This is a genomic window from uncultured Salinisphaera sp. (genome assembly GCF_964012375.1).
Taxonomy (GTDB): Bacteria; Pseudomonadota; Gammaproteobacteria; order Nevskiales; family Salinisphaeraceae; genus Salinisphaera.
The window spans coordinates 1-22,293 of sequence record NZ_CAXGSH010000067.1 but is presented as its reverse complement, the minus strand read 5'-3'; the positions used below and the strand labels follow the sequence as shown (position 1 = coordinate 22,293).

The following is a 22,293-nucleotide window of genomic DNA, read 5'->3' as shown; positions in this document are numbered from 1 at the left end:
CTACCGTCCGCCGGAGCCCTACAAGGGCAAGGGTATTCGCTACGCCGACGAGCGCGTGGTTCGCAAGGACGCGAAGAAGAAGTAATCAACGGCGCGTTACATTTACCGCCAACAACAGATTCATTACGCCATGCACAAGAAAACGATTTCGCGACTGCGTCGCGCCCGTCGGGGCCGCATGCACATGCGCAACCTGGGCGCGCATCGCCTGTCTGTACACCGTACGCCGCAGCATATTTATGCTCAGATCGTCGCGCCCGACGGTTCGCGTACAATCGCCAGCGCTTCTACGGTCGAAAAGACCCTGCGCGAGGAATGCGGCAAGACCGGCAACTGTGACGCGGCGCGCGTCATCGGCCGGACGATCGCCGACCGGGCCAAGGCTGCGGGCGTAGAAGCCGTGGCGTTCGACCGTTCGGGTTTCGCCTATCACGGTCGAGTCAAGGCACTCGCCGACGCCGCACGTGAAAGCGGCCTGCAGTTCTAACGGGATTTTTCGCAATGGCAACACGTAACGAACAACGCACCGAAGGCGATCTGCTCGAGAAGCTGATCACGGTCAATCGCGTGGCCAAGGTGGTCAAGGGCGGCCGCCAGTTCGGCTTTACCGCGCTCACCGTGGTTGGCGACGGCGAAGGTCGTGTCGGCTTCGGCTATGGCAAGGCGCGCGAAGTGCCGCTGGCCATCGCCAAGGCGATGGAAGCGGCGCGCAAGAGCATGATCCGCGTGCAGATCAAGGAAGGCTCGACGTTGCAGCATGCAATCGTCGGTCGCCACGGCGCCACCAAGGTCATCATGCGTCCGGCCTCCGAAGGTACCGGCGTCATCGCCGGTGGCGGCATGCGTGCCGTGTTCGAAGTCGCCGGCGTGAGTAACGTCCTGGCGAAGAGCTACGGCTCGCGTAATCCGATCAACCTCGTACGCGCGACGATCAACGGGCTGCGTGAAATGCACGACCCCGAGTTCATCGCCGCCAAGCGTGGCAAGTCGGTCGAAGAAATCACGGCTTAACGGAGGCGCGGGATGGCCAGCAAAGAAATCACGATCAAACTCATCAAGAGTCCGATCGGCCGGGTCAAGCGTCATCGCGCTTGCGTACGTGGGCTGGGCCTGCGTCGGCTGCATCATCAGGTGACGGTGGCGGATACGCCGGAAAACCGGGGCATGATCAACAAGATCGTCGACATGCTCGCGATCCAGGAGTCCTAGGATGAAACTCAACGACCTACAGCCCAGCGACGGCGCGCGCAAGCTACGCAAGCGCGTCGGCCGCGGCCCGGGTTCGGACATGGGCAAGACCGCGGGGCGTGGCCACAAGGGCCAGAAGTCGCGCAGCGGTGGTTACACGAAGATGGGTTTCGAAGGCGGCCAGATGCCGTTGCAGCGGCGCGTGCCCAAGCGTGGCTTTCGCAGCCCGGTGAATGCGCCCGCAGAAGTGCGTCTTGATAACCTGAATCGCCTTGAAGGCGACGTCGACCTGGCTGCGCTCAAGGCAGCCGGCGTAGTGTCGCGTGATGCACGGCGCGCCAAGGTCATCGCTTCTGGCGAGATCAACGTGGCCGTCAACCTCAAGGGCGTGGCCGCGACCGCGGGTGCGGTCAAGGCGATCGAAGCCGCTGGCGGCAGCGTCGCCGAGTAACCATGGCCAAGCGTCCCAACACTGCAGCGCCCGGCGGCTTTAACCCGAACTCGGGTAGCCTCACGGAAGTGCGTCAGCGCCTGCTGTTTCTGGTGGGTGCGCTGATTGTCTTCCGTATCGGCACCTTCATTCCTGTGCCGGGTATCGATCCGGCACAGCTGGCGCGGCTGTTCGAGCAGCAGGCGGGCACGATCCTCGACGTGGGCGTGATGTTCACCGGCGGCGCGCTCAAGCGCCTGTCGATCTTCGCGCTTGGCGTGATGCCGTATATTTCCGCGTCGATCATCATGCAGTTGATGACGGCGACGGTGCCGGCGCTCAAGGAAATCAAGAAGGAAGGCGAGGCCGGTCGTCGCAAGATTACGCAGTACACGCGTTACGGCACGGTCGCGCTTGCATCGTTCCAGTCCATCGGCACCGGCATTGCGCTCTGGAATCAGGGTATTGCCCAGAGCGGTACCAGCGAATTCAGCTTCATCTTCACAACGGCGGTCTGTTTGACCACGGGCGCGATGTTTTTGATGTGGCTGGGCGAACAGGTGACCGAACGCGGTATTGGTAACGGCATCTCGATGCTGATTTTTGCCGCGATCGTGGCCGGGCTGCCTTCTGCCATTGGCGGCACGCTTGATCTGGTGCGCACCGGCGAGCTGAGTATCTTCTTCGTGATTGCCCTGTTCGTGGGTGCGATGGCGGTGCTGGCGTTTGTCGTGTTCGTGGAACGCGCGCAACGTCGTATCCCGGTCCATCATGCGCAGCGCCAGCGCGGACGCAAGATGTATGCGGCCCAGACCCAGCATTTGCCGCTCAAGCTGAACATGGCAGGTGTGATTCCGCCGATCTTCGCTTCGAGCATCATCCTGTTCCCGGCCACCGTGGTCCGGTTTCTGGGCGAGGGCGGCTCGGTCGCAAACTGGGTGTCGAATGCGATCGCCCCGGGTCAGCCGCTGTATGTGCTGTTCTACTCGTTGATGATCGTGTTCTTCTGCTTTTTCTATACCGCGCTCGTATTCGATTCGCGGGAAACGGCGGATAACCTCAAGAAGTCCGGTGCATTCATTCCGGGCGTTCGGCCGGGCATTCAGACGGCGAACTATATCGATACCGTTCTGACCCGGTTGACGGTCGCAGGCGCGGTATACGTTACGGCGGTCTGTCTGCTTCCGGAGTTGTTGATTCTTCAGTACAACGTGCCGTTCTATTTCGGCGGTACTTCGTTGCTGATCATCGTGGTGGTTGTCATGGACTTCATGGCACAGCTACAGGCGCACCTGATGTCGCATCAGTACGAAGGGTTGATGAAGAAGAACAACCTGAAGTCTCAGGGGCGCGGCGGTGCCGGCGCCGGCATGCTCCGCTAGCCGGGGCGTTATCAAGCGCAACAACGATTACACCACCGACCGTTAATTACGGCCGGCGAGATGTCAGAGGTAGGACATGAAAGTTAGAGCATCGGTTAAGAAAATTTGCCGCAATTGCAAAGTCATCCGGCGCAACGGCGCCGTGATGGTGATCTGTTCGACCGACCCGCGCCATAAGCAGCGCCAGGGTTAGTCGAGAAACCTTGTAATCACAGACCAGAAAGGCTATATTGGCGGGCTTTTCCACGGTTGAATATTCGCGGGCGCTACAATGAACGCGACAACCATAGCCCGGTAGCTGGGAGATCAATCGAATGGCGCGAATCGCTGGAGTTAACCTCCCGATCAACAAGCATACGGTGGTGGCGTTGACCTCACTTTACGGCGTCGGGTTTACGCGAGCGCGTGAAATCTGTGCGGCGTCGAACGTGGCAACCGACACCAAGGTCAAGGATCTTACCGAGGGTGAGGTCGAGGCGCTGCGTGCTCAGGTTCAGCAGTACACGATCGAAGGCGATCTTCGGCGTGAGATCTCCATGAACATCAAGCGATTGATGGATCTGGGCTGTTATCGCGGCCTGCGTCATCGTCGCGGTCTTCCGGTGCGCGGTCAGCGTACCAAAACCAATTCGCGCACGCGTAAGGGCCCTCGCCGGCCCATTCGCCGCTAGTTCGTTCTCGCACGAGAGTACAGGTAACGCTTTATGGCGACAGGCACGTCTTCTACAGCATCTCGTACGCGCAAAGCGCGCGCACGCCGCAACGTCACCGACGGCATCGCATTCGTGTATGCCACCTTCAACAACACGATCATCACGATCTCCGATCGTCAGGGTAACGTGTTGTCCTGGTGCACTTCGGGTAGCTGTGGCTTCAAGGGCTCGCGAAAGAGCACGCCGTTCGCAGCGCAGGTCGCTGCCGAGCGTGCCGGTGAGGGCGCGGCGCAATACGGCGTCAAGAATCTCGAGGTTCGGGTGAAAGGTCCGGGTCCGGGGCGCGAAGCCGCCGTGCGCTCGCTCAATGGTGCGGGTTTCAAGGTCACCGGCATCATTGACGTGACCCCGATCCCGCATAACGGCTGTCGTCCGCCCAAGAAGCGCCGCGTCTAACGCGCGCTGGCGACCGAACCGCAACAGGTAGAGAACAATGGCTAAGTACACAGGACCTAAATGCAAGCTTTCGCGCCGGGCAGGCACCGACCTGTTCCTCAAGGGACGCGGCCGTTCGCTGGAAGGTAAGTGCAAGATCGATACGCCGCCCGGTGCCCAGGGCACCCAGCGTCGCCAGCGCCTGTCGGACTATGCCCTGCAGCTGCGCGAAAAGCAGAAGCTGCGGCATATGTACGGCGTGCTTGAGAAGCAGTTCCGCAACTACTACAAGAAGGCCGCGCAGAACAAGGGCGCGACCGGTGTGGTGTTGCTGCAGCAGCTGGAAAGCCGCCTGGATAACGTGGTCTACCGCATGGGCTTTGCTTCCACGCGTGCCGAAGCCCGCCAGCTGGTGAACCACAAGGCGGTCGCGGTCAACGACTATCCGGTCAACATTCCGTCGTACGAGGTGAAGGTGGGCGACACGGTCGCGATCCGTAACCGTGCGAAGCACCAGCCGCGGATCATCGAATCGCTGCAGGTGGCATCACAGCTCGGCCTGAGTGAGTGGGTCGAGGTGGACGAGAAAGGCCTCAAAGGCACTTTCAAGGCCATTCCGGACCGCGATCAGATGCTGCCAGATATCAACGAGAATCTGGTAGTCGAGCTTTACTCGAAGTAATAGGCGCTGTCACAGACAGCAAGAGGTATTTGCATTATGCAGTCCAGTGAATTGCTGAAACCGCGCCTGGTCGAGGTCGAGCGGGCAAACGAGCGGCGCGCCAAGATCGCGCTCGAGCCGCTCGAGCGTGGCTACGGTCATACGCTCGGCAACGCGATTCGGCGGATCCTGCTGTCCTCGATTCCCGGGGCGGCGATCACCGAAGTCAAGATCGAAGGCGTACTCCACGAGTACACCACGGTTGAGGGTATGCAGGAAGACGTCATCGACGTCCTGCTTAACCTCAAGAACGTGGCGGTGCGTATGCACTCGCGCGAAGAAGCGGAGTTGCACCTGCACAAGAGCGGTGAGGGCCCGGTGACCGCCGGCGATATCACCACGGATCACGACGTGGAAATCGTCAATCCGGATCTGGTAATTGCGCATCTGACCAGCGGTGAGCTGCGCATGAGCATGAAGGTCGAGCGCGGTCGCGGCTATCAGCCGGCACAGAGCAAGTCGGAAGTTGGCGACGAGGATACCGGTGCGAGCGAAATCGGCGCGCTGCGTCTCGATGCCAGCTTCAGCCCGATCCGTCGCGTGAGCTATGCGGTCGAGCGGGCGCGTGTCGAACAGCGTACCGACCTCGACAAGCTGGTGCTGGATATCGAAACCAACGGCAGCGTGGAACCGGAAGACGCGGTGCGTACCGCGGCGGCGACGCTGTACGACCAGCTGGCGGTGTTCGTAGACCTCGAAGCGCGCCAGGAATCGAGCCGCAAGGGCGAGACGGGCAAGACCGATCCGGCCCTGCTCAAGCCGATCGAGGACCTCGAGTTGACGGTTCGCTCGACCAACTGCCTGAAGGCAGAAGACATCCACTACGTGGGTGATCTGGTCCAGCGCACCGAAACGGAACTCATGCGTACGCCGAACCTCGGCAAGAAGTCGTTGACCGAGATCAGCGAAGTGCTGGCCGAGCACGGGCTGAAACTCGGTATGACGGTCGAGAACTGGCCGCCGGCCGAACTCGAAAAAGCCTAGCGTTTTTTCGCGAATATAGACTAAGGACAGAGCTATGCGTCATCGCAAGAGCGGTACTAACCTGGGGCGCGAATCCTCGCATCGCGCGGCCATGATGAAAAACATGTCGGCGTCGCTGTTCAAGGCGGAGCTGATCCGGACGACCCTGCCCAAGGCAAAGGAATTGCGCCGGATTGCAGAGCCGTTGATTACCTTGGGCAAGACCGACACGGTCGCCAACCGGCGACTGGCGTTCGCTCGTCTGCGCGACAAGGAAGCGGTCGGCAAGCTGTTCGGCGAACTGGGCCAGCGCTATGCGCAGCGCCCGGGCGGCTATCTGCGCATTCTCAAGTGCGGCTTTCGTCCCGGCGACAATGCGCCGATGGCGTATGTCGAGCTGGTCGACCGGCCGATGATCGAAGACGACGAAGACGAGGCGGTGGAAGCGTCGGCCTAGGGTCGCCTTCCATGCCTGTTGAAAGCCGGCCCTGGGCCGGCTTTTTTTATGGGTAGAATAAGCGCGGTTTCGCGTGCTGGTTAATGGGAGCGTAGATGGATTGGTTCAGGGGTGGTGCGGTGGTTGCGGCCATCGTTTTTGGGGGTGTCTTGCCTGTGGCCCAGGCAGATACCGTCTTTTTGGAAGACGGCAGCCGCATTAACGGCAAGATCGTGTCGCTGTCGGCGGATAACCTCGTTATCGATACGGCGTTTGCCGAGGGGCTCGAGATCGAGCGCGCCCGGTTGACGGGGCTGGCGAGCGACGATGCCGTCGACGTACGTCTCGCGAGTGGCCAATCCACCCGCGCGAAGTTCGGCTACGACGAACAGTCGCGCAGCCAGGTGGTGGCCGCCGAAACCAATGCAACGGACGGCCCGTTGACGCTCGACGATGTCAGCCAGATTGCGCCCCGAGTGGTCGCTGCTCAGCAGGACGACGACGACTATGCGTTGCCCGAGTCCGACAGCTTGCCGCCCGAAGACGCCGATTACTGGTCCGGCGACATTGAAGTCGGGCTGAACGGCCGATCCGGGAATACCGATACCAGCGCTTGGCGCACGCGGCTCTCCGCGTTGCGCGACACGGGCGACACCCGGCTGTCGATGTCGGCCTCGGCCGACCGGGAGGAGGAAGACGACGAGACAACGGCCGAAGAATATCTGGGCAACGCTCGATTCGAGGACGACTTGACCCAGCGCCTGTTCTGGTTTGTGCAGCAGGAGCTCGAGCGCGACGAGTTCGAGGATATCGACCTGCGCTCGCGTAGCCTCATCGGCCCCGGTTATTTCCTCGCGCGGCGCGATCGTCTTACGTTCAAGGTGCGCAGCGGCGTAGGCCACCAATACGAGCGTTACAGCAGCGGCGGCAGCAGCCACGAGGCGATCTTCTCGGCGGGCTGGGATTATGCCCAGCTCGTCGGTGAATGGCTCAAGCTGACCCACGATTTCACCATCTATCCCGAGGTTTCGAACAGCCCGAGCGAAAACTTCATTCTGGAATCAGCGCTCGGCGTCGAGGTGCCGATTGCGAACAGTAACGCCTGGCATCTTCGGGCCGGGCTCGAACACGAGTACAACAACAACCCGGAGCCGGGCGTTGAAGACCTCGACACGACCTACAACCTCGGGGTGGTACGCGGATTCTAGGCACACCCTGCACAAGCCGGCGGCCCGCAAGGGGGCGGCCTCACAGACGCTGCGGCTGCGTTGTTGCCGGACTTGAGCTGCCAGGCAGGCAGGCGCTGCGCTTGGACGCCTTGCCGCGCCGGCTTTGAGGACTTGAACCCGACCCGCGCCAGCTTATGCGGGGCTTGCCTGGTCGTCGGCCGCGTCTGCCTCGACCTGGACGAGGTAGGGCGCGGCCGTATCAAGGCGCAAGGCGCTAAGCTGTCCGCCCCAGGCCGCCCCGGTATCGATGCCCCATACCCGGTGCTCGGGCCAGGCGATCTGCTCAAGGGCTGACCAGTGCCCGAACACGATGCGTTCGCCGGCGGATGCGCGGCGTGGCCAGGCGAACCATGGCACCAGCGTCGGCGGCGCATCGGCCAGCGTCTTCTTGTAATCCATGTCCAGCCCGCCGTCGGCTTTGATGAAGCGCTGGCGCGTGAGCGCGTTGGCGATATAGCGCAGGCGTTCGAGCCCGCGCAGCGCCGGCGACCAGTGGGTCGGGGTATCGCCATACAGACCCGCCAGGAACTCGACATGGGCGGGCCCGCGCAACACGGCCTGCAGTTCCTCGGCGTGGCGCTGCGCATCGCCTACCGTCCAGTCGGGCGGGATGCCGGCATGCACCATCGTCCAGTCCATGGCCTTGTCGCGGTGCATGAGCGGGCGATGCCGCAGCCAGTGCAGCAGTTCATCGCGCTCGGGCGCCTCGAGCACCTCGCGCAGGCCCGGCTTGGCCTTGTCGAGTGCGTCCCGGCGCTGGGCGAGCGCAAGCAGGCTCAGGTCGTGATTGCCGAGCACGGTAATGGCACGGTCGCCGAGTGCGCGCACGCGCCGCAGCACGCCGAGCGAATCCGGACCCCGATTGACCAGATCGCCCACGAACCAGAAGCTCGGGTCGTGGTGATCGGCGCGCAGCCGTTCGATCAGCCGGTCCAGCGCGCCGGCCGCGCCGTGAATGTCACCGATACAGAATATGGCCACGAAGCATGTCCTTGTTGCGAGGGCTTGCGAGTGTGCCGGCACCGAGCGGCTTCTCGTGGAGGCCGCGGGTAACGGCGGGGCACGCGTACGTTCGCATATAAGCGTGGTCCACGCGACGGCCGGCCTTGCCTCTAGCCGGCTTTATAACACGACCGAAATACCTGTCGCCGCGCATCTCCAGCGCTGGCAGCGGTGCTTCGGATCCGGGCTGCGGTCGGGTCATTGGCTCGGCCCGAAGATGGATTATTCAACAGGCGAGTTTTCGATGGCGTATAGAACAGCCGACGTCGTCAACTGTTTTGATGCCGGATTAATAGCTTGGCGCACCTAGGGTAGGATCTTAGTGCAGGGCGCGGTTTGCCATGCGCAGCGTGCATGTAGAGCGTTGGTCGCGCCAGCCGCAATCAATTCAAAAGGGTTTGTGCCGATACATGAACACAGGGGCGGGGTTTGCCCCATGTGCGGACCCTGCGGCCGCAAATCGAAAACGATCTCGAACTCGCCGATGCAATCCCGATGAGCTGTCGGTTGTCGGTATCCGAGGCGAGGCTAACGGGCTGAATCAAAAGGATGACGGTCTGCTAATGTGGGCTTCAATGCCAACTAGGGAAACCGGTGGCGGTGGTGCCAAGGGGGGCGGCGCGTGCGCGTACGATCGTGCATGCCTGAACAACGTCTTCGACTATGCCGGTCGGCGCGCGCGACGCGTTATGCAGGGTGGTCCTGGGTCCACCCGCTCACTGCGTCGGTGGGCGCTAGCAAAGAGTTGCCGGCGCGCTGGGGCTTCGCGCTCGCCAGCGGCCGAGTTTGGATTCGAGGGTGAACATAAGCATGAAGACCGCCGCGCCAAAACACAGCCAGGGTAAGCCCACGCCACCGGCCGCGCTCTATGCCCTGGCTGCGCTGTGCCTGATTCTGGCCGGCTATGCGGGCTTGCGCGCCGTGCAACTGACCAGCGCGGCGCGCGCCGATATGCTCGCACAAGCCGAGGCTGCAATCGTATCGGCGACCGCGGGGCATATCCGCCAGGACCGCGTGCCCACCCGCCTGATTGAGGCCACGCAAACGCTGCTGGCGGATCCGGGCCTGCGGTTGAACTATGTCACCGTTCGCAATGCCGGCGGCGCCACGCTGGTTTCGCGCGGCCGGTTTTCGAATCGTTTCGAGTTATTCGGCCCCGGCATCGCCCCGACACTGCGCGCCTGGGATTATCGTCTGGAATCCGCGCAGGCAACCTTGCGCTTGTCCGCGCCGGGCCAGGCCGGCGCGGTGGGATCGGCAGAGTTTGGCGTGAGCTGGTTTGCAGTACTCGGCCATGCCGGGATCGGGCTGGTTATCTGGGCTACCGTTTTGCTCGCCGGTCTAGTGGGCCTTGTCGGAGCCCTGGTAGCCGCCGGTGGCTCGCAGCGCGCCGCGGTCGAACCCGTGCAGAACGCACCGACGCCACCTCAGCAAACGAAGAAGCCCGCAGCGGGGGCGTCGCAAACGAATCGGCCTGGGTCACGCACGCCCTCGAGCCTGTTTCGACGCGGGGACAAGAAAAAGCGGGACGACGAGTTCGAGCCGATCGCGCCCGCGGCCCGGCCGTCGCAACCCGCGCCCGTGGGCGAGCCTGAGCCGGCGCCCAAACCGCCAGCAACGCCGCCGGCAACCACCGCTACGCCGGCGGATACGCAAGGGGCAGCGCAGCGACAAGCCACCGTGTCCGCTGCCCCAGCGCAGACCGCCGAGCCACCGCAGAGCGACGCTCGACGCGAGGCCTCGCGCCCGGCGGCGGCGCCGGCATCGAACGCGACGGCGTCAGTGCGCCCGCCGCCGGCCATTGCGCCGGCCGAAGCCGAGCTGCACGCGCCGCGTATGGACGCCGAGCCGCAGCTGGGGGATGCCACGCTGGATTTGCGTTTCTATCCGATCTGGCGCGACAGCGGTCGGGAAGTTCTGGCCGGCGCCTGTGCGGCCCTGGCCTGGCGGCGGCCCGATACACGGCTTGTCGACGCCGACACCCTGACGCGCCTGGCGGAGCAGAAAGGCGCGCTGCGGGCGTTCACGCAGTGGATCGCACGGCGGTTTTCGCTGTTGCACAGCAACTGGCGCACGCTTGAAATCAATACCGTGCCAATCGTATTACCGATCCCGAGCGCAATGCTGGCTTTCGCCGATGCCGAGGCGGTATGGCGGGATACGCTGCGCCGAACCGATCGCGATCCGAACGATCTGATCCTGCGTCTGACCAGCGCCCGTTCCCATCGTGGTGCGCACGCCTCGCTGCCGGTACGGCGCGCATTGACCTTGGCCGGCCATGACAAGCCGGTGCCGGCCGACTGCGACGTGGCCTGTATCGACCCGGCACAGGTCGGTTCGGATATGGAGGCCTGGTTTGAGCGGGTTGATCAGCTCAAGGCGCCGGTCCTGCTGGGGCCGCTGGCCGATCCGGAGCCGTTTGCGCGGTTGATCAATCACGAGCGGGTGCTCTGGTTTAGTGATGATGCCCAGGCGCTGTGTTCGCCGCGCGAGTTCGCGCGTCTGTTGACCCGTTGCTCTACCCGCCCGATCTAGGGCTGGTCAACGCAAACGAAATGGCCGGCCTCCCGACCGCGTGTGTCCAGAAATCCACCATGCCGCGTCGCGCGTCGCCAATTGGGCCTACCCGCCATCTGTGCTCCCGCCTTGCCTTGCGAATTTCTGCAAGGCAACGCAACGGTTGGCGTTAGCGTTTGCAGGCGCCAGGCGGGCCGGCCGTGCCTGTGCGGCTGCCTTCAATCCGCGCCGCTGCCGGCCTTGTCAGCGTGGGCACGATTGGCAAGACGGGCGAAATCGGCTGGCGCGAGCCGCTCGGGCCGCAGCATCGGATCGATATCGCAGGCGTCGATCGCATCGGCATCGAGAAAACCGCGTACCGCATTGCGCAGGGTCTTGCGGCGCTGGCTGAACGCGGCGGTTACCAGACGGTCGAACAACGCCGGATTGACGATTTCGAAGTCCGGGGCCCGAGGGGTGATGCGTACGACCGACGACATGACTTTCGGCGGCGGGTTGAAGGCGCCCGGCCCCACGTCGAACAACGCCTGGGCATGCGCACGCGCTGCCATCGACACGGTCAGTCGGCCATAGTCACGGCTGCCGGGCGAGGCGGTCATGCGATCCACCACTTCCTTTTGCAGCATGAAGTGCATGTCCACGATCGGCGCCGTGCTGCCCAGCAGCGTGAACAGCAGCGGCGACGAAATGTTGTAGGGCAGGTTGCCAACCAGGCGCAGCGGCCCGCGGCGTTTGGCCAGGGCCGCGTAGTCGATACGCAGCGCGTCGCCTGCGATCACTTCCAGACGCGGGTCTTGTGCGGCCCGGGCCTCGAGCTCGGCGATGAGGTCGCGGTCGATCTCGATGACGCTCAGCCGCTCGACCCGTGCGAGCAGAGGCGTGGTCAGGGCCCCCTGGCCGGGGCCGATTTCCACCAGGGCATCGTCGGTGGCCGGCGCGAGCATGCTCACGATACGGTCGATCACGCCGCGTTCGTGCAGGAAGTGCTGTCCAAATCGTTTCCGGGCCATGGCAGAGCTCTTTGAAGGCGGTCGGCGGACGCAGCGGCGTTGGTACGACGCTACGCGGCCGATTCTATCCAGCCGGCAGTGAACGGCGGCCGCGCCGCTGGCTGGGATGGGCGGCGTTGATCACCGAGTGTATGGCAACGAAACCGGCTTCATCGCGGCTCGCCCGGGCGGCGTCCGGCCGCGGCCATGCGCAGCGCGGTATCGATGGCCGCCTGCAGGCTGCCGCAATCCACTGCCTCGCTTCCGGCCAGCTCCAGGGCCGTACCGTGGTCTACCGAGGTTCGAACAATCGGCAGGCCCAGGCTGATGTTCACGGTGCGGCCAAAGCCCAGGTGCTTGATCACGGGCAGGCCCTGGTCGTGATACATCGCGACGACCGCATCCGCGCCGGCCAGCCGGTGCGGGGTGAATAGCGTATCCGCCGGCAGGGGGCCGACCAGATCGAGCCCGCGTGCGCGCTCGGCTTCGAGCACCGGCGTGATCACCTCGATCTCTTCGCGGCCGAGATAGCCGTTTTCGCCCGCATGCGGGTTCAGCCCGGCGACCAGCAGCCGTGGCTGCGCGATGCCGAAGCGCTCGCGCAGGCCTGTGTCGGTCACGCGCAGCGTATGGGTCAACGATTCGTGGGTGAGTGCCGCCGGCACGTGGGCCAGGGGGATGTGCACGCTGGCCAGGGCAACGCGCAGGGCGCCGTCGTCGGTGGCCAGCATCATCACCGGCTCGTCGCTGGCGCAGCGCTCGGCCAGATAGCCGGTATGGCCCGAAAACAGGATGCCCGCTTCGTTGATCACCGCCTTGTGCACCGGCCCGGTCACCATCCCTGCACAGCGCCCCTCCAGGCATATATCGACCGCGCGATCGAGGCAGTCGAGCACGTAGCGGGCATTGCCGGAATCCAGCGCGCCGGGGCGTGGCGTATTGGCGCAACGCAGCGGTTCGATGCCCAGCGTGCCGGCCGGCAGAGGCCGGGGCGGCGCGTCGTAGTCGATCGTTTCGAGCGTCAGCGCCAGTCCGAGCTGGGCGGCCCGGGCCTGGAGCAGGTCCGGATCAGCCACGGCGACCAGCTGGGCCGCCTGTTCATGCTGGGCAATCCGTACCGCCAGATCCGGGCCGATGCCCGCCGGCTCGCCGGGTGTGAAGGCCAGACGTGCGGTCGACGTCAACTTGACCTAGCCGCCGTTGCTGGACTGGTAGCCCGGCATGCGCACGTCGACATAGGCCTCGTCGCGCAGCTTGCGCAGCCACAGCTCGCCTTCCTCTACCGATTTCTGCTCGCCCAGGGTGCGCCGTACGCGGTCGCGGGCCGCTTCCCGGGTCTGATCGCGCTCGCGCCGATCGGTGACTTTCAGGATCTCGTAGCCTTCACGGGTCTGGAATACCGGGCTGACCTCGCCAGGCGACAGCGCCTCGAGCTGGCGCCGCGTGATCGGATCGAGCCGCTGCTGATCGGGCTGCACCCAGCCCAGGTCGCCGCCCTGATTGGCGGTCGCGCTGTCGTCGGAATATTCGCGCGCGAGCGCGGCGAAGTCGTCGCCGGCTTCGAGACGCTCACGAATCTGGCTGCCGAGCTCGCGGGTACGTTCGGCGTCGCGGATTTCGTTGGGCTTGAGCAGGATATGGCGGGTCTGTACCTCCTGCACCATGACCTTGGGCTGATTCTGGGCATCGCGCCCGCGCACGTCTTCGAGCTGCACCAGATGAAAGCCCTGGCTGTCGCGGAATACGTCGCTGGTTTCACCGGGCGATAGCGCAGGGACGATATCGCGGAACGTGCGCGACAGGTAGTTGCCCTGCATCCAGCCCATATCGCCGCCGTCGAGCGCGTTTTCGCCCTTGGAATAGGACGCTGCCGCGTCGGCGAAGTCGGTGTCGCCGTCGACGATCTGCTGGCGCAGCGCTTCGAGCTGGTCGCGGGTGGCTTCGATGGTGGCCGAATCGGCGCCCTCGCTGACCGGCAACAGGATATGGCGTACCCGATATTCGCGATCCTGGGCGTTACGCAGCGACTGGTTCTCCAGGTAGCGGTCGACGTCTTCGTCGCTCACCGAAACCTTGGACATCACTTCCTGACGGCGCAGCTTGCTGACCAACAGTTCTTCACGAACCTGCTCGCGCAGCTGGTCCATGGTCATGCTGTCGGCGGCCACCGCGCGCATGAACTGCTGCATGTCCATGTTGTTCTGCTGGGCGATACGGCCGATGCCGGCATCGATTTCCTGATCGCTTATCTCGATACCGCGCTCGCGTGCGCGCTGTACCTGCAGGCGCTGCATGATCAGCTGGTCGAGCACCTGCGAACGCAGGATATTGGGCGGCATCTGATCGGCACGCCCGCCGGCCCGGGCACGAATACGCGCCACCGCCTGGTTGAGCTCGCTTTCCAGGATCACGCCATCGCCGACCACGGCCACGATTTCGTCCAGGGTCTGGGCGTTAGGTTGCGTGGGCGCGGCATCGGCGCTGTCCGACGAGCGGCTCATCAACGAGTAGTCGTCGGGAAAGCCCAGGCTCTGTGCCGATGCCGACAGCGAGATGAACGCCAGCGGCGTGATGGCGAGCGCGAGGCCCGTAGCGAGGAGATATCTCATGGGAAGCGGATGGTATCAAAAGAGCTGCTCGAACTGCGGCCACGGTCGTTGTCGTCGTAGACGTCGTCGTCGACGAACGACTGTACGGTGTCACCGAACTGGCCGAGGCCGTTGAGTACGAACTGGAACATGATGGCGGTATCCATACTGCCGTCGTTGTTTGCTACATAGCGCCGCCAGGCCACACGCCCTGCCCAACAGCAGGAGGGGCGGTATTCGAAGCCGGCCAGCGTCTCTACGTTTTGACTCTCCTCGAGCGAGTAGTTCCAACGCCCGAGTACGTCCAGGTTTTCGGTAACCGGTGCGCGCAGGCCGACCGCGGTCTGTTCCAAGTCTTCATAGGCGCCGGATACCAGCGTCGTACGCGTGGTGTCGTCGTCGATACGGTCGACTTCGCGCAACGGCCGATAGTCGTTGTAACGCCGATAGCCCAGATCGAGCTGATAGCCGGCGTCGGTGCGATAGCTGGCGGTCGCGGTCGCGCGATTCACGCGGCTGTCGTCGGGATCGTACTGCACGGTGGTACGCGCGGTGATGTGCTCGGTCGGGCGCAGTTCCAGGCCGGCGACATAATCGGAGCCGCGATCGCCGTAGCCGACTTCGCCGCTGGCGGGCATGTTCACGCGCAGATCGCGAAAGCCGGTGACACGGCCGAAGTCGACCTTGGCCACGGTGCGCCCGCTCTGCGGCTCGATAAAGCGCGAAGACACGCCCAGCGTAAGCTGGTTGGCGTCGCCGATACGATCCGAGCCGACAAAACGGTTGTCCGAAAACAGGCGGTCGAAGTGCAGATCCGCCACGCCGGAGTCGAAGATCGGGATATCCGACTGATCCTCGTAACCGGTGTAGAGATACTGTGCGCGCGGCTCCAGCGTTTGTACCCAGCCGTCGTTGAAGCTGCGCGCGAAGCGCAGCCCGCTGCCGAAGGTGAACTGGGGAATATCGCGGGTGATGACATCGTCGCCGCCGGTATCCGCGGGGCTGAAGTTGTTGGCGTTGTCGAAATTGCGAAGCTGGTAGCGGGTCACGCGATAGGAGGCTTCGCTGTTGGCATACCAGCCGCCGCGATCCACGCCCCAGAGCAGGCGCGGGCGTGCTTCGGCGCGGTAGGCGTCGATATCGTCGTCGCGCTGGAAATTGCTGAATTCGGCGTCGAGGCCGGCACGCACGGGCGTGCTCGGGGTGAGCATTTCCAGGCGCGCCTGGGGCATGCGCTTGTAGGGCTCGTTACTGAACGCCCGATCGAGGTTGTCGTTGTCCTCGTCGTAGTCGTCGAGCGTCTGGAAATCCTGGGCCAGCAGGGTGAAGCGCAGCCCGGTGTCCACCGCGGTCAGGCGCACTGCCTGTTCGAGCTGTGAGGTCGAGGTGCCGGCGAGGTCGTTGCTGAGATCCTCGAAATACTGGTCGTCGCTCACACGGGTGTAGTTGGCTTCGATGCCCAGATGCGGCGTGAGCTGGCCGATGTGCTCGAAATGAAACAGCGCACGGTCGTCGTCGTATTCGTTGTCGCTGGGCAGATATTCGCCGTCGAATTCGCCGCGGTGGTGGGCGTAGAGATAGCGTAGCTGGCCACCGAGCTGTAAGCCGCGCTTGCCGAGCACCCGCGGCACGACGGTCGCGTCGTAGTTGGGTGCGAGGTTGAAGTAGTAGGGCACGGCCAGCTCGAAGCCGGAATCGCTGGTGCTGCCGATGGTCGGCGGCAGCACGCCGCTGTGGCGTTGGTTGTCGATCGGAAAATTCAGGTACGGCGAATAGAAGACCGGCACGCCATAGAAGCGCATGACGGTATCGAAGGCTTCGCCGCGTCCGCTGGTGCGATCTAGCTCGATACGGTTCGCCGAGAGCAGCCAGGCCTTGGTTTCACCGTCGCAGGTGGTGTAGTTGGCGTCGGTCAGCTCGAAACGCCCCGCGCCCAGCGCGTTCACCGTTGCCGCCTGGCCACGCCCGCCGTTGGTGAGGATCGAATAGTTGGCCTGGTTGAACTCGCCGGTTTCGTCGTTGACCAGCACGTCGCCGCTGTCGGCGGTGAGGAACACGCCGGGCCGATAATATTGCAGCCCGTCGCGTGCCTGGGCCCGGCCGCTCTTGCGGTCGTAGCGCACGAACGGCGCTTCCAGGGCCTGACCGTTGCGCTCGAGCCGGACGTTGCCGGTCGCCTCGGCCACTTCGTCCTGCAGGCTGGCCTCATCGGCCACGAGGGTGGAATCCGCGCTGGGCTCGGGCAGGGCGATCGGCGGGGTATCGACAGCGCACCCCATTTCGGCGGCAATGCTAGGCTTGGCCGCCAGCGCGCCGACACAGACAATCGACACGCCCAGCACGAGCGGTGTCACGGTCGGCAGGCGCAGTGCGAAACGGCCCCGCTGCAACGCCGACTGGCGCCGCAAACAGCCGATCTCTGAACGACCCGAACCGAAACGACCGGAACCGAAACGACAATAGTGAACAGCGATACGAATCACGGCGGGATGTCTCACCCTTGGACGTGGCGAAACGCGTGGCCCGGGCCACGGCGCGGCGCCGCAGAAAGCGGTTGTGTTCGCAAGCGAACCCCCAATGCGCTCCGATTATGCGCACCCGCTCGAATACCCGCAATAAAACAGGACGCGCCAAAGGCCGGGGAGCGAACTGCATGAACAGCACGCGCGATACCCGTCGTGAAGCACTCGAAGCCTGGGTCGCGCAGGAACTCGACGCCATGCCGAGCTGGACGGTCGCCTCGGCGGACGCGAGTTTCCGACGCTACTTCCGCGCCCGGGTGGGCGAGGGTGAGGCGGCAAACTGCTATATCGCAATGGATGCGCCGCCCGAGCGCGAGGACAACCCGGCGTTCGTACGCATTGCCGAACTCATGGCCGCGGCGGGCCTGAACGTGCCGCGGGTGCTGGCGGTCGACTACGAGCGCGGTTTCATGCTGCTGACCGATCTGGGCACACGCACCTTTCTCGACGTGCTCGATGCCGACAACGCCGACGCGCTGTTCGGCGCGGCCACCGGTGCGCTCATCGACTGGCAGCAGGCAAGCCAGCCCGGGGTGTTGCCGGACTATGACCGGGCCACGCTTGCTGCCGAGCTGGAATTGTTTCGCGACTGGTATCTGGCCCGCCATCTGCGCTACACGCCCACGGCCAGCGAGCAGGCCGATATCGATGCCGCGTTTACCTTCCTGCTCGATGAAATCTGTGCCCAGCCCCAGGTCTACGTGCATCGCGACTACATGCCGCGCAACCTCATGGTCAGCCACCCGCTGCCGGGCGTGCTCGATTTTCAGGATGCCCGTTACGGGCCGGTAACCTACGACCTGGCCAGCCTGTTTCGCGATGCCTTCATCAGTTGGCCGGCCGATCGTGTCGAGGGCTGGACACGCCACTACTGGGATGCCGCGCGTGAACGTCGTATTCCGGTTGGCGACGACTTCGCGACCTTCAAGCGCGACCTCGCACTCATGGGCGCACAGCGTCATCTCAAGGTGCTGGGCATCTTTGCGCGCATTGCCCACCGCGACGGCAAGCCACGCTATCTGGCCGATACGCCGCGCTTCGTGCGTTATCTGGAACCCGTGGTGGCCGAATACGAACCGTTGCAGGGGCTGGCCCCGCTGCTGGCGAAGTCCGCACCATGAGCGTGCCCATGAAAGCCATGATTCTGGCCGCCGGGCGCGGCGAGCGCCTGCGCCCGCTCACCGACGAAACGCCCAAGCCGTTGATCGAAGTCGGGACACGCTCGTTGATCGGTCATCACCTGCACGCGCTGGCGGCAGGCGGATTCGAAGACGTGGTGATCAACGTCGCCTATCGCGGCGAACAGATCGTGGCCGCGCTCGGTGACGGCAGCGCCTGGGGGCTGCGCCTGCACTACAGCCGTGAAACGCCCGGCGAACTGGATACCGGTGGCGGTATAAAGCGTGCCCTGCCGCTGCTGGGCGAGGCCCCGTTTGCCCTGATCAGCGCCGACGTGTTCACCGACTACGACTATGCACGTCTGCACGAACGCCGCGATGCCGATGCCCACTGCGTGCTGGTCGAAAACCCCGAACACCATGCACAGGGCGATTTCGGCCTCGTCGATGGCCGGCTGGTCGATCGCGAGCCGCGTTTGACCTATGCCGGTATCGGCGTATTCGATCCGCAACGATTCGCAAGCCGCGATACGCAACGCTTTGCGCTGTCCGTGGTCATACGTGAGGCATTGGGCCAGGGACGGGCCAGCGGCGAGCAGCATCGCGGCGAATGGATCGACGTCGGTCGGCCCAGCGCGCTCGAGGCCGCCCGCCATGCGGCCGTGCGTGGCTGATACCGAAAGCGCTGTTAGAATCCCGGGCCTGTCGAGCCGGCCGTGGCGGCCGAACGCGGCAGGCGCACCGTCAAGACAATGGAGAAGCCGCATGCCGGCGAGTATGTCGAACCTTCTGATCCGGGCACTTTTTGCCGGGCTCGTGATCCTCGCGAGTGCGGGCTGTGCATCGAACGCGGTAGTCGCGCCAAGCGCGCCTGACGAAAGCGTACTGGCGCCGGCCGAACAGGCGCTGGCCAAGGCACGCGCGGCGGATGCCGATACCTTTGCGCCGCGTGCGGTCGATGCCTCGCGACGCCGTATCGCTACCGCTCGCGATATTCTCTACAGCGCGGCGCGTGCCAATCGCGAACTCAGCGACACCGAGCGTGACCGGGTCGAGGCGCTGGTGGCAGCCGCCGAACTGGATGCCCGCTCGGCGCTGACCCAGACCCAGGCGAAGGCGGTACAGACCAAGCTGGCCGAGCTGCAGGGGCAACTCGATGGCTCTGCTGCGGCCGCCACGGAGGGCGAACGATGAACAAATCCTGGATGATCGCGCTCGGCCTGGCGCCCTTCATTGCCGGCTGTTCGGTATTCGAAAGCAACGTGGTGCCGCCGAGCCCGGCGCTTACCGGCATCAACGCACAGAACGCCGCGCTACAAAGCCAGGTCAAGCGCGTGCAGGATGGCGAGGCGCGTTTCGCCCCGCTGGACAACGCGCGCGAAGCGCTCGCCGCGGCCGAAGCCCAGGCCGATGTCGAGCAATACGCGGCCAACGAGCTGGCCGGGGCGCGTAGCGCACTGGAGGAGGCCGAGCAGGGCTGGCAGGCGCTGGCCAACAAGCAGCGCCCGGCCAATGCCAAGCTGGTAGCGGTAGCCGAACAGGCCCACCGGGCCCAGCGGCTGGCAGAAATCGCGCGCTATACCGCGGTACGCGAAATCAATCTCGAACAGCTGATCGCGGTCAACGACGAACTCAAGGCGCGCGGCGATCAAGCGGCGCCCGCCGCGGGCAGCAGGCCGGCCGCCGGCGCGGTTCAGCCGGTATCGCCGGCCGATCGCAAACTGGTGGGTCAGCAGGTGGTGCCGGACCGCTTTGGCGACGTGTCGTTCGAAACCGGCACCGCGCGCATGAAGGCTGAGTCCCAAACCACGGTGCGCCAGCTTGCCGATCTGCTCAAGGCACATCCGACCGTGGGCGTGGCAATTTTCGGCCATACCGACAGCGTCGGCCCGTCGCCGGAATCCATCGACCGGTTCGTGGCGGCCAACCCCGGCCTGGACGAGCAGGCCCCGACCCGCGAAGACAAGGTGCGCGCCTTCAACCTCGCGCTGTCGGCCGCGCGGGCACGGGCCGTGGCGCAGCAGCTGGTGGAAAACGGCATTCCGGCGCGGCGTATTGGCGCCCGTGGTTTCGGTGATACCCAGCCGGTGGCCTCCAACGATACGGCCGAGGGGCGGCGTGCCAATCGTCGTATTGAAGCCGTGATCGTGCCGGGCCCCGACAGCCCCGAAGCCCGCAGCGCACGCGCGGGCGCATAGCCGTCGGTTGTGCCGGCGCACGCACCGCGCGTGCGCCTGCTGGCAGGCTATTGCAGGCTGCGGATCACGCCGACCGCGATACCTTCCAGCGCCAGCGATTCGCGTTCGGTGTCGACCACGATATCGGCATAGTCCGGATTCTCGGCCTGCAGACGTGCGGTCTGGCCATCGCGGGCAAACCGTTTGACCGTGACCTCATCATCGACCCGGAACACGGCTACCTGGCCGTTGCGCACTTCGCTGGCCTGGGAGACGGCCAGCAGGTCGCCGTCGAAAATGCCGACGCCGATCATGCTGTCGCCGCTGACGCGAAGCAGATAATCCGGTCGGCGCGAAAACAGCCCTGCATCGACCTCGCAATGGCGCTCCACATGTTCGACGGCGAGCAGCGGCGCGCCCGCGGCGACACGACCGATCACCGCAAGGTTGAGCGTATGCGCAGCGGCAACGTCGTCGGGCTCGGGCGCGTCGTCGGTCGAGGTCAGTCGAATCCCCCGACTCAGGCGGGCATTGAGCTCGATAAAGCCCTTGCGTTCGAGCGTGCGCAGATGCGCCTGGGCCGCGTTCGCCGAGGCAAAGCCAAGGGCTTCGGCAATCTCGGCGCGGGTGGGCGGCGTATGCCGTTCGGCGATCGTGTCGCGAATAAACGCATAAACGCGACGCTGTTTTTCGGTGAGCTCGTTCATCGTGTAAGGATATCCAGTAACTCGGCCTGCGCGCAACGCGGTCGCGGTAATGCGGCGCGTTTGACGCGCTGCAACACGAGCGTTAGTCTATATTGATGCTGCAACGCAGCAAATGAAAAGAAACTAATTGTGAGAGGGCCAGACATGAAGATTCAGGAAATCGTTTCGGACGTACGCAATCGCGTTGGAACCGTCGGACGCAACTATCAGGATGCGTTCAAGGCCTATTTCGATGCACAGCGCCAGGCCGTAGGCGTCGTGACCAAGAATGGCCAGACGCTGGCCAATACCGAGATCGGCGCGGCGAAAAACGTCTTCGCTGCAGCCAAGGCGAGCTTCGAGAAAGCACGCAAGGACGGTGTGCGAAAGGTTGCCAACAACCCGCAGGCCTATGTCCCGAACGGCCGCGACCAGATCGTGTCGGCCTACAAGGACACCATCGACCTGCTGGTGCAGACCACCAACGAGCTGAGCAAGGTTGTAACCAGCGGTTATAAGTCCGTGCTCGGCAAGCTCTCTGGTGAGACGAAGAAAGCGTCTTCCACCCGCAAGCGAGCGGCCTCGACCAGCCGCAGCACAGCGAGCAGCAAGAAGAGCACGTCGGCTGCCAGCGCCAAAACCGGCGCGAGCAAGACCACGGCCGCCAAGCGCAAGACGGCGTCCACGCGCAAGAGCACGGCGAACGGGTCCACCGCCAAGGCGGCTGCCGGTACGGCCACCACGCGCAAGCGCAGCACGGCCAAGAAGGCGAGCGCACCCGCGCCGTCGGATGCATCGCAGGCGACGCCCGGCAGCACCGATAGCAGCGCTTCGTAAATCGACGCCGCATAAGCAGGCGCCCGCGAGGCGCAACGAAAAAGCCCGGCTCCGGCCGGGCTTTTTTTGCGCGGTCTAGCTGTGGTTACGCAGGTAGGGGCCGGAGAACGTCGAGCCGCAGACCCCGTTCTTATCGCCCTCAATACATACAGTAGGCGCAATGATTGCGACTCGGTGAGGAGTCGGCTGAATCAGCGACGATAGAGCAGGGTTCCCGCGGCTTGCCCGCGGGATGCGCTCGCTGATGTCAGCCGGACTTCGAATCGAGCGAAGGCTCAGCTGGCGGGCTGATCCTTGTCGTGTTCGATCATCGCATAAGCCGAGTGATTGTGGATCGATGAGGAGTCGGCTGATTCAGCGACGTCAGAGCAGGGTTCCCGCGGCTTGCCCGCGGGATGCGCTCGCTGATGTCAGCCGGAC

24 protein-coding genes and 1 pseudogene are annotated in these 22,293 nt (G+C 64.4%); 19 read left to right on the top strand and 6 right to left on the bottom strand.

Going from position 1 to position 22,293, the window contains the following annotated elements; translation table 11 throughout:
- From ABNU97_RS12225 to ABNU97_RS12165, 13 genes and pseudogenes are all read left to right on the top strand, one after another.
- Positions 1-85 (top strand): annotated as a pseudogene (locus ABNU97_RS12225) (50S ribosomal protein L6); the annotation flags it as partial.
- Between the two features lie 45 nt (positions 86-130).
- Positions 131-487 (top strand): 50S ribosomal protein L18, encoded by a 357-nt coding sequence (gene rplR / locus ABNU97_RS12220; RefSeq protein WP_293626230.1) that lies wholly within the window; start codon positions 131-133, stop codon positions 485-487.
- 14 nt (positions 488-501) lie between these two features.
- Complete coding sequence (rpsE, locus tag ABNU97_RS12215; protein WP_293626232.1) at positions 502-1,011, top strand: 30S ribosomal protein S5; 510 nt, start codon at positions 502-504, stop codon at positions 1,009-1,011.
- A 12-nt stretch (positions 1,012-1,023) separates the two neighbouring features.
- Entirely contained in the window at positions 1,024-1,209 is a 186-nt protein-coding gene (rpmD, locus tag ABNU97_RS12210; protein WP_293626234.1) for a 50S ribosomal protein L30, read from the top strand.
- 1 nt (position 1,210) lies between these two features.
- Positions 1,211-1,639 carry a 50S ribosomal protein L15 gene (gene rplO / locus ABNU97_RS12205; RefSeq protein WP_348766976.1) on the top strand — a complete coding sequence of 143 codons (429 nt, stop codon included), beginning with the start codon at positions 1,211-1,213 and terminating at the stop codon, positions 1,637-1,639.
- Positions 1,640-1,641: 2 nt separating this feature from the next.
- On the top strand, positions 1,642-3,000 hold the full coding sequence (secY, locus tag ABNU97_RS12200; protein WP_348766975.1) for a preprotein translocase subunit SecY: 1,359 nt from the start codon (positions 1,642-1,644) through the stop codon (positions 2,998-3,000).
- 76 nt (positions 3,001-3,076) lie between these two features.
- A complete protein-coding gene (gene rpmJ / locus ABNU97_RS12195; RefSeq protein ID WP_006913650.1) occupies positions 3,077-3,193 on the top strand; it encodes a 50S ribosomal protein L36 in 117 nt (38 codons plus the stop codon).
- A gap of 121 nt (positions 3,194-3,314) precedes the next feature.
- Positions 3,315-3,671: a 30S ribosomal protein S13 gene (gene rpsM / locus ABNU97_RS12190; RefSeq protein ID WP_348766974.1), complete on the top strand. Its 357-nt coding sequence runs from the start codon at positions 3,315-3,317 to the stop codon at positions 3,669-3,671.
- A 33-nt stretch (positions 3,672-3,704) separates the two neighbouring features.
- Positions 3,705-4,109, top strand: a complete 405-nt coding sequence (gene rpsK, locus ABNU97_RS12185; RefSeq protein WP_006913652.1) for a 30S ribosomal protein S11 — start codon at positions 3,705-3,707, stop codon at positions 4,107-4,109.
- A gap of 37 nt (positions 4,110-4,146) precedes the next feature.
- The gene (rpsD, locus tag ABNU97_RS12180; protein ID WP_348766973.1) at positions 4,147-4,770 is read left to right on the top strand and encodes a 30S ribosomal protein S4; all 624 of its coding nucleotides are present in this window, start codon (positions 4,147-4,149) and stop codon (positions 4,768-4,770) included.
- Positions 4,771-4,806: 36 nt separating this feature from the next.
- The gene (gene rpoA, locus ABNU97_RS12175; RefSeq protein ID WP_348766972.1) at positions 4,807-5,793 is read left to right on the top strand and encodes a DNA-directed RNA polymerase subunit alpha; all 987 of its coding nucleotides are present in this window, start codon (positions 4,807-4,809) and stop codon (positions 5,791-5,793) included.
- 34 nt (positions 5,794-5,827) lie between these two features.
- Entirely contained in the window at positions 5,828-6,229 is a 402-nt protein-coding gene (gene rplQ, locus ABNU97_RS12170) for a 50S ribosomal protein L17 (protein ID WP_348766971.1), read from the top strand.
- 155 nt (positions 6,230-6,384) lie between these two features.
- Positions 6,385-7,416 (top strand): DUF481 domain-containing protein, encoded by a 1,032-nt coding sequence (locus tag ABNU97_RS12165; protein ID WP_348766970.1) that lies wholly within the window; start codon positions 6,385-6,387, stop codon positions 7,414-7,416.
- 153 nt (positions 7,417-7,569) lie between these two features.
- Here the strand turns inward: ABNU97_RS12165 and ABNU97_RS12160 are convergent, their stop codons facing one another.
- Entirely contained in the window at positions 7,570-8,418 is an 849-nt protein-coding gene (locus tag ABNU97_RS12160; RefSeq protein WP_348766969.1) for a symmetrical bis(5'-nucleosyl)-tetraphosphatase, read from the bottom strand.
- Positions 8,419-9,237: 819 nt separating this feature from the next.
- Between ABNU97_RS12160 and ABNU97_RS12155 the strand changes: the two genes are divergently transcribed.
- Positions 9,238-10,974, top strand: coding sequence for a hypothetical protein (locus ABNU97_RS12155; RefSeq protein WP_348766968.1), 1,737 nt, complete (start codon positions 9,238-9,240; stop codon positions 10,972-10,974).
- 200 nt (positions 10,975-11,174) lie between these two features.
- Here the strand turns inward: ABNU97_RS12155 and rsmA are convergent, their stop codons facing one another.
- From rsmA to ABNU97_RS12135, 4 genes are all read right to left on the bottom strand, one after another.
- Positions 11,175-11,966 carry a 16S rRNA (adenine(1518)-N(6)/adenine(1519)-N(6))-dimethyltransferase RsmA gene (gene rsmA / locus ABNU97_RS12150; RefSeq protein ID WP_348766967.1) on the bottom strand — a complete coding sequence of 264 codons (792 nt, stop codon included), beginning with the start codon at positions 11,964-11,966 and terminating at the stop codon, positions 11,175-11,177.
- 149 nt (positions 11,967-12,115) lie between these two features.
- On the bottom strand, positions 12,116-13,129 hold the full coding sequence (gene pdxA, locus ABNU97_RS12145) for a 4-hydroxythreonine-4-phosphate dehydrogenase PdxA (RefSeq protein WP_348766966.1): 1,014 nt from the start codon (positions 13,127-13,129) through the stop codon (positions 12,116-12,118).
- Positions 13,130-13,135: 6 nt separating this feature from the next.
- Entirely contained in the window at positions 13,136-14,554 is a 1,419-nt protein-coding gene (locus tag ABNU97_RS12140; RefSeq protein WP_348766965.1) for a peptidylprolyl isomerase, read from the bottom strand.
- Positions 14,551-16,887 carry an LPS-assembly protein LptD gene (locus tag ABNU97_RS12135; protein ID WP_348766964.1) on the bottom strand — a complete coding sequence of 779 codons (2,337 nt, stop codon included), beginning with the start codon at positions 16,885-16,887 and terminating at the stop codon, positions 14,551-14,553. Before ABNU97_RS12135 ends, ABNU97_RS12140 begins: the two co-directional genes overlap by 4 nt.
- 299 nt (positions 16,888-17,186) lie before the next feature.
- Between ABNU97_RS12135 and ABNU97_RS12130 the strand changes: the two genes are divergently transcribed.
- The 4 genes from ABNU97_RS12130 to ABNU97_RS12115 all read left to right on the top strand — a co-directional run bounded on the left by ABNU97_RS12130 (position 17,187) and on the right by ABNU97_RS12115 (position 20,371).
- Positions 17,187-18,176, top strand: a complete 990-nt coding sequence (locus tag ABNU97_RS12130) for a phosphotransferase (RefSeq protein ID WP_348766963.1) — start codon at positions 17,187-17,189, stop codon at positions 18,174-18,176.
- A gap of 8 nt (positions 18,177-18,184) precedes the next feature.
- The gene (gene murU, locus ABNU97_RS12125; protein ID WP_348766962.1) at positions 18,185-18,847 is read left to right on the top strand and encodes an N-acetylmuramate alpha-1-phosphate uridylyltransferase MurU; all 663 of its coding nucleotides are present in this window, start codon (positions 18,185-18,187) and stop codon (positions 18,845-18,847) included.
- A 91-nt stretch (positions 18,848-18,938) separates the two neighbouring features.
- Positions 18,939-19,367: a hypothetical protein gene (locus ABNU97_RS12120; protein WP_348766961.1), complete on the top strand. Its 429-nt coding sequence runs from the start codon at positions 18,939-18,941 to the stop codon at positions 19,365-19,367.
- On the top strand, positions 19,364-20,371 hold the full coding sequence (locus tag ABNU97_RS12115) for an OmpA family protein (RefSeq protein ID WP_348766960.1): 1,008 nt from the start codon (positions 19,364-19,366) through the stop codon (positions 20,369-20,371). Before ABNU97_RS12120 ends, ABNU97_RS12115 begins: the two co-directional genes overlap by 4 nt.
- A gap of 47 nt (positions 20,372-20,418) precedes the next feature.
- Here ABNU97_RS12115 and lexA read toward each other — a convergent pair whose 3' ends face one another.
- Positions 20,419-21,057 (bottom strand): transcriptional repressor LexA, encoded by a 639-nt coding sequence (lexA, locus tag ABNU97_RS12110; RefSeq protein ID WP_348766959.1) that lies wholly within the window; start codon positions 21,055-21,057, stop codon positions 20,419-20,421.
- A gap of 144 nt (positions 21,058-21,201) precedes the next feature.
- Here lexA and ABNU97_RS12105 point away from each other — a divergent pair, with 144 nt between their 5' ends.
- Positions 21,202-21,873 (top strand): hypothetical protein, encoded by a 672-nt coding sequence (locus tag ABNU97_RS12105; protein ID WP_348766958.1) that lies wholly within the window; start codon positions 21,202-21,204, stop codon positions 21,871-21,873.
- The last annotated feature ends 420 nt before the right edge of the window (positions 21,874-22,293 follow it).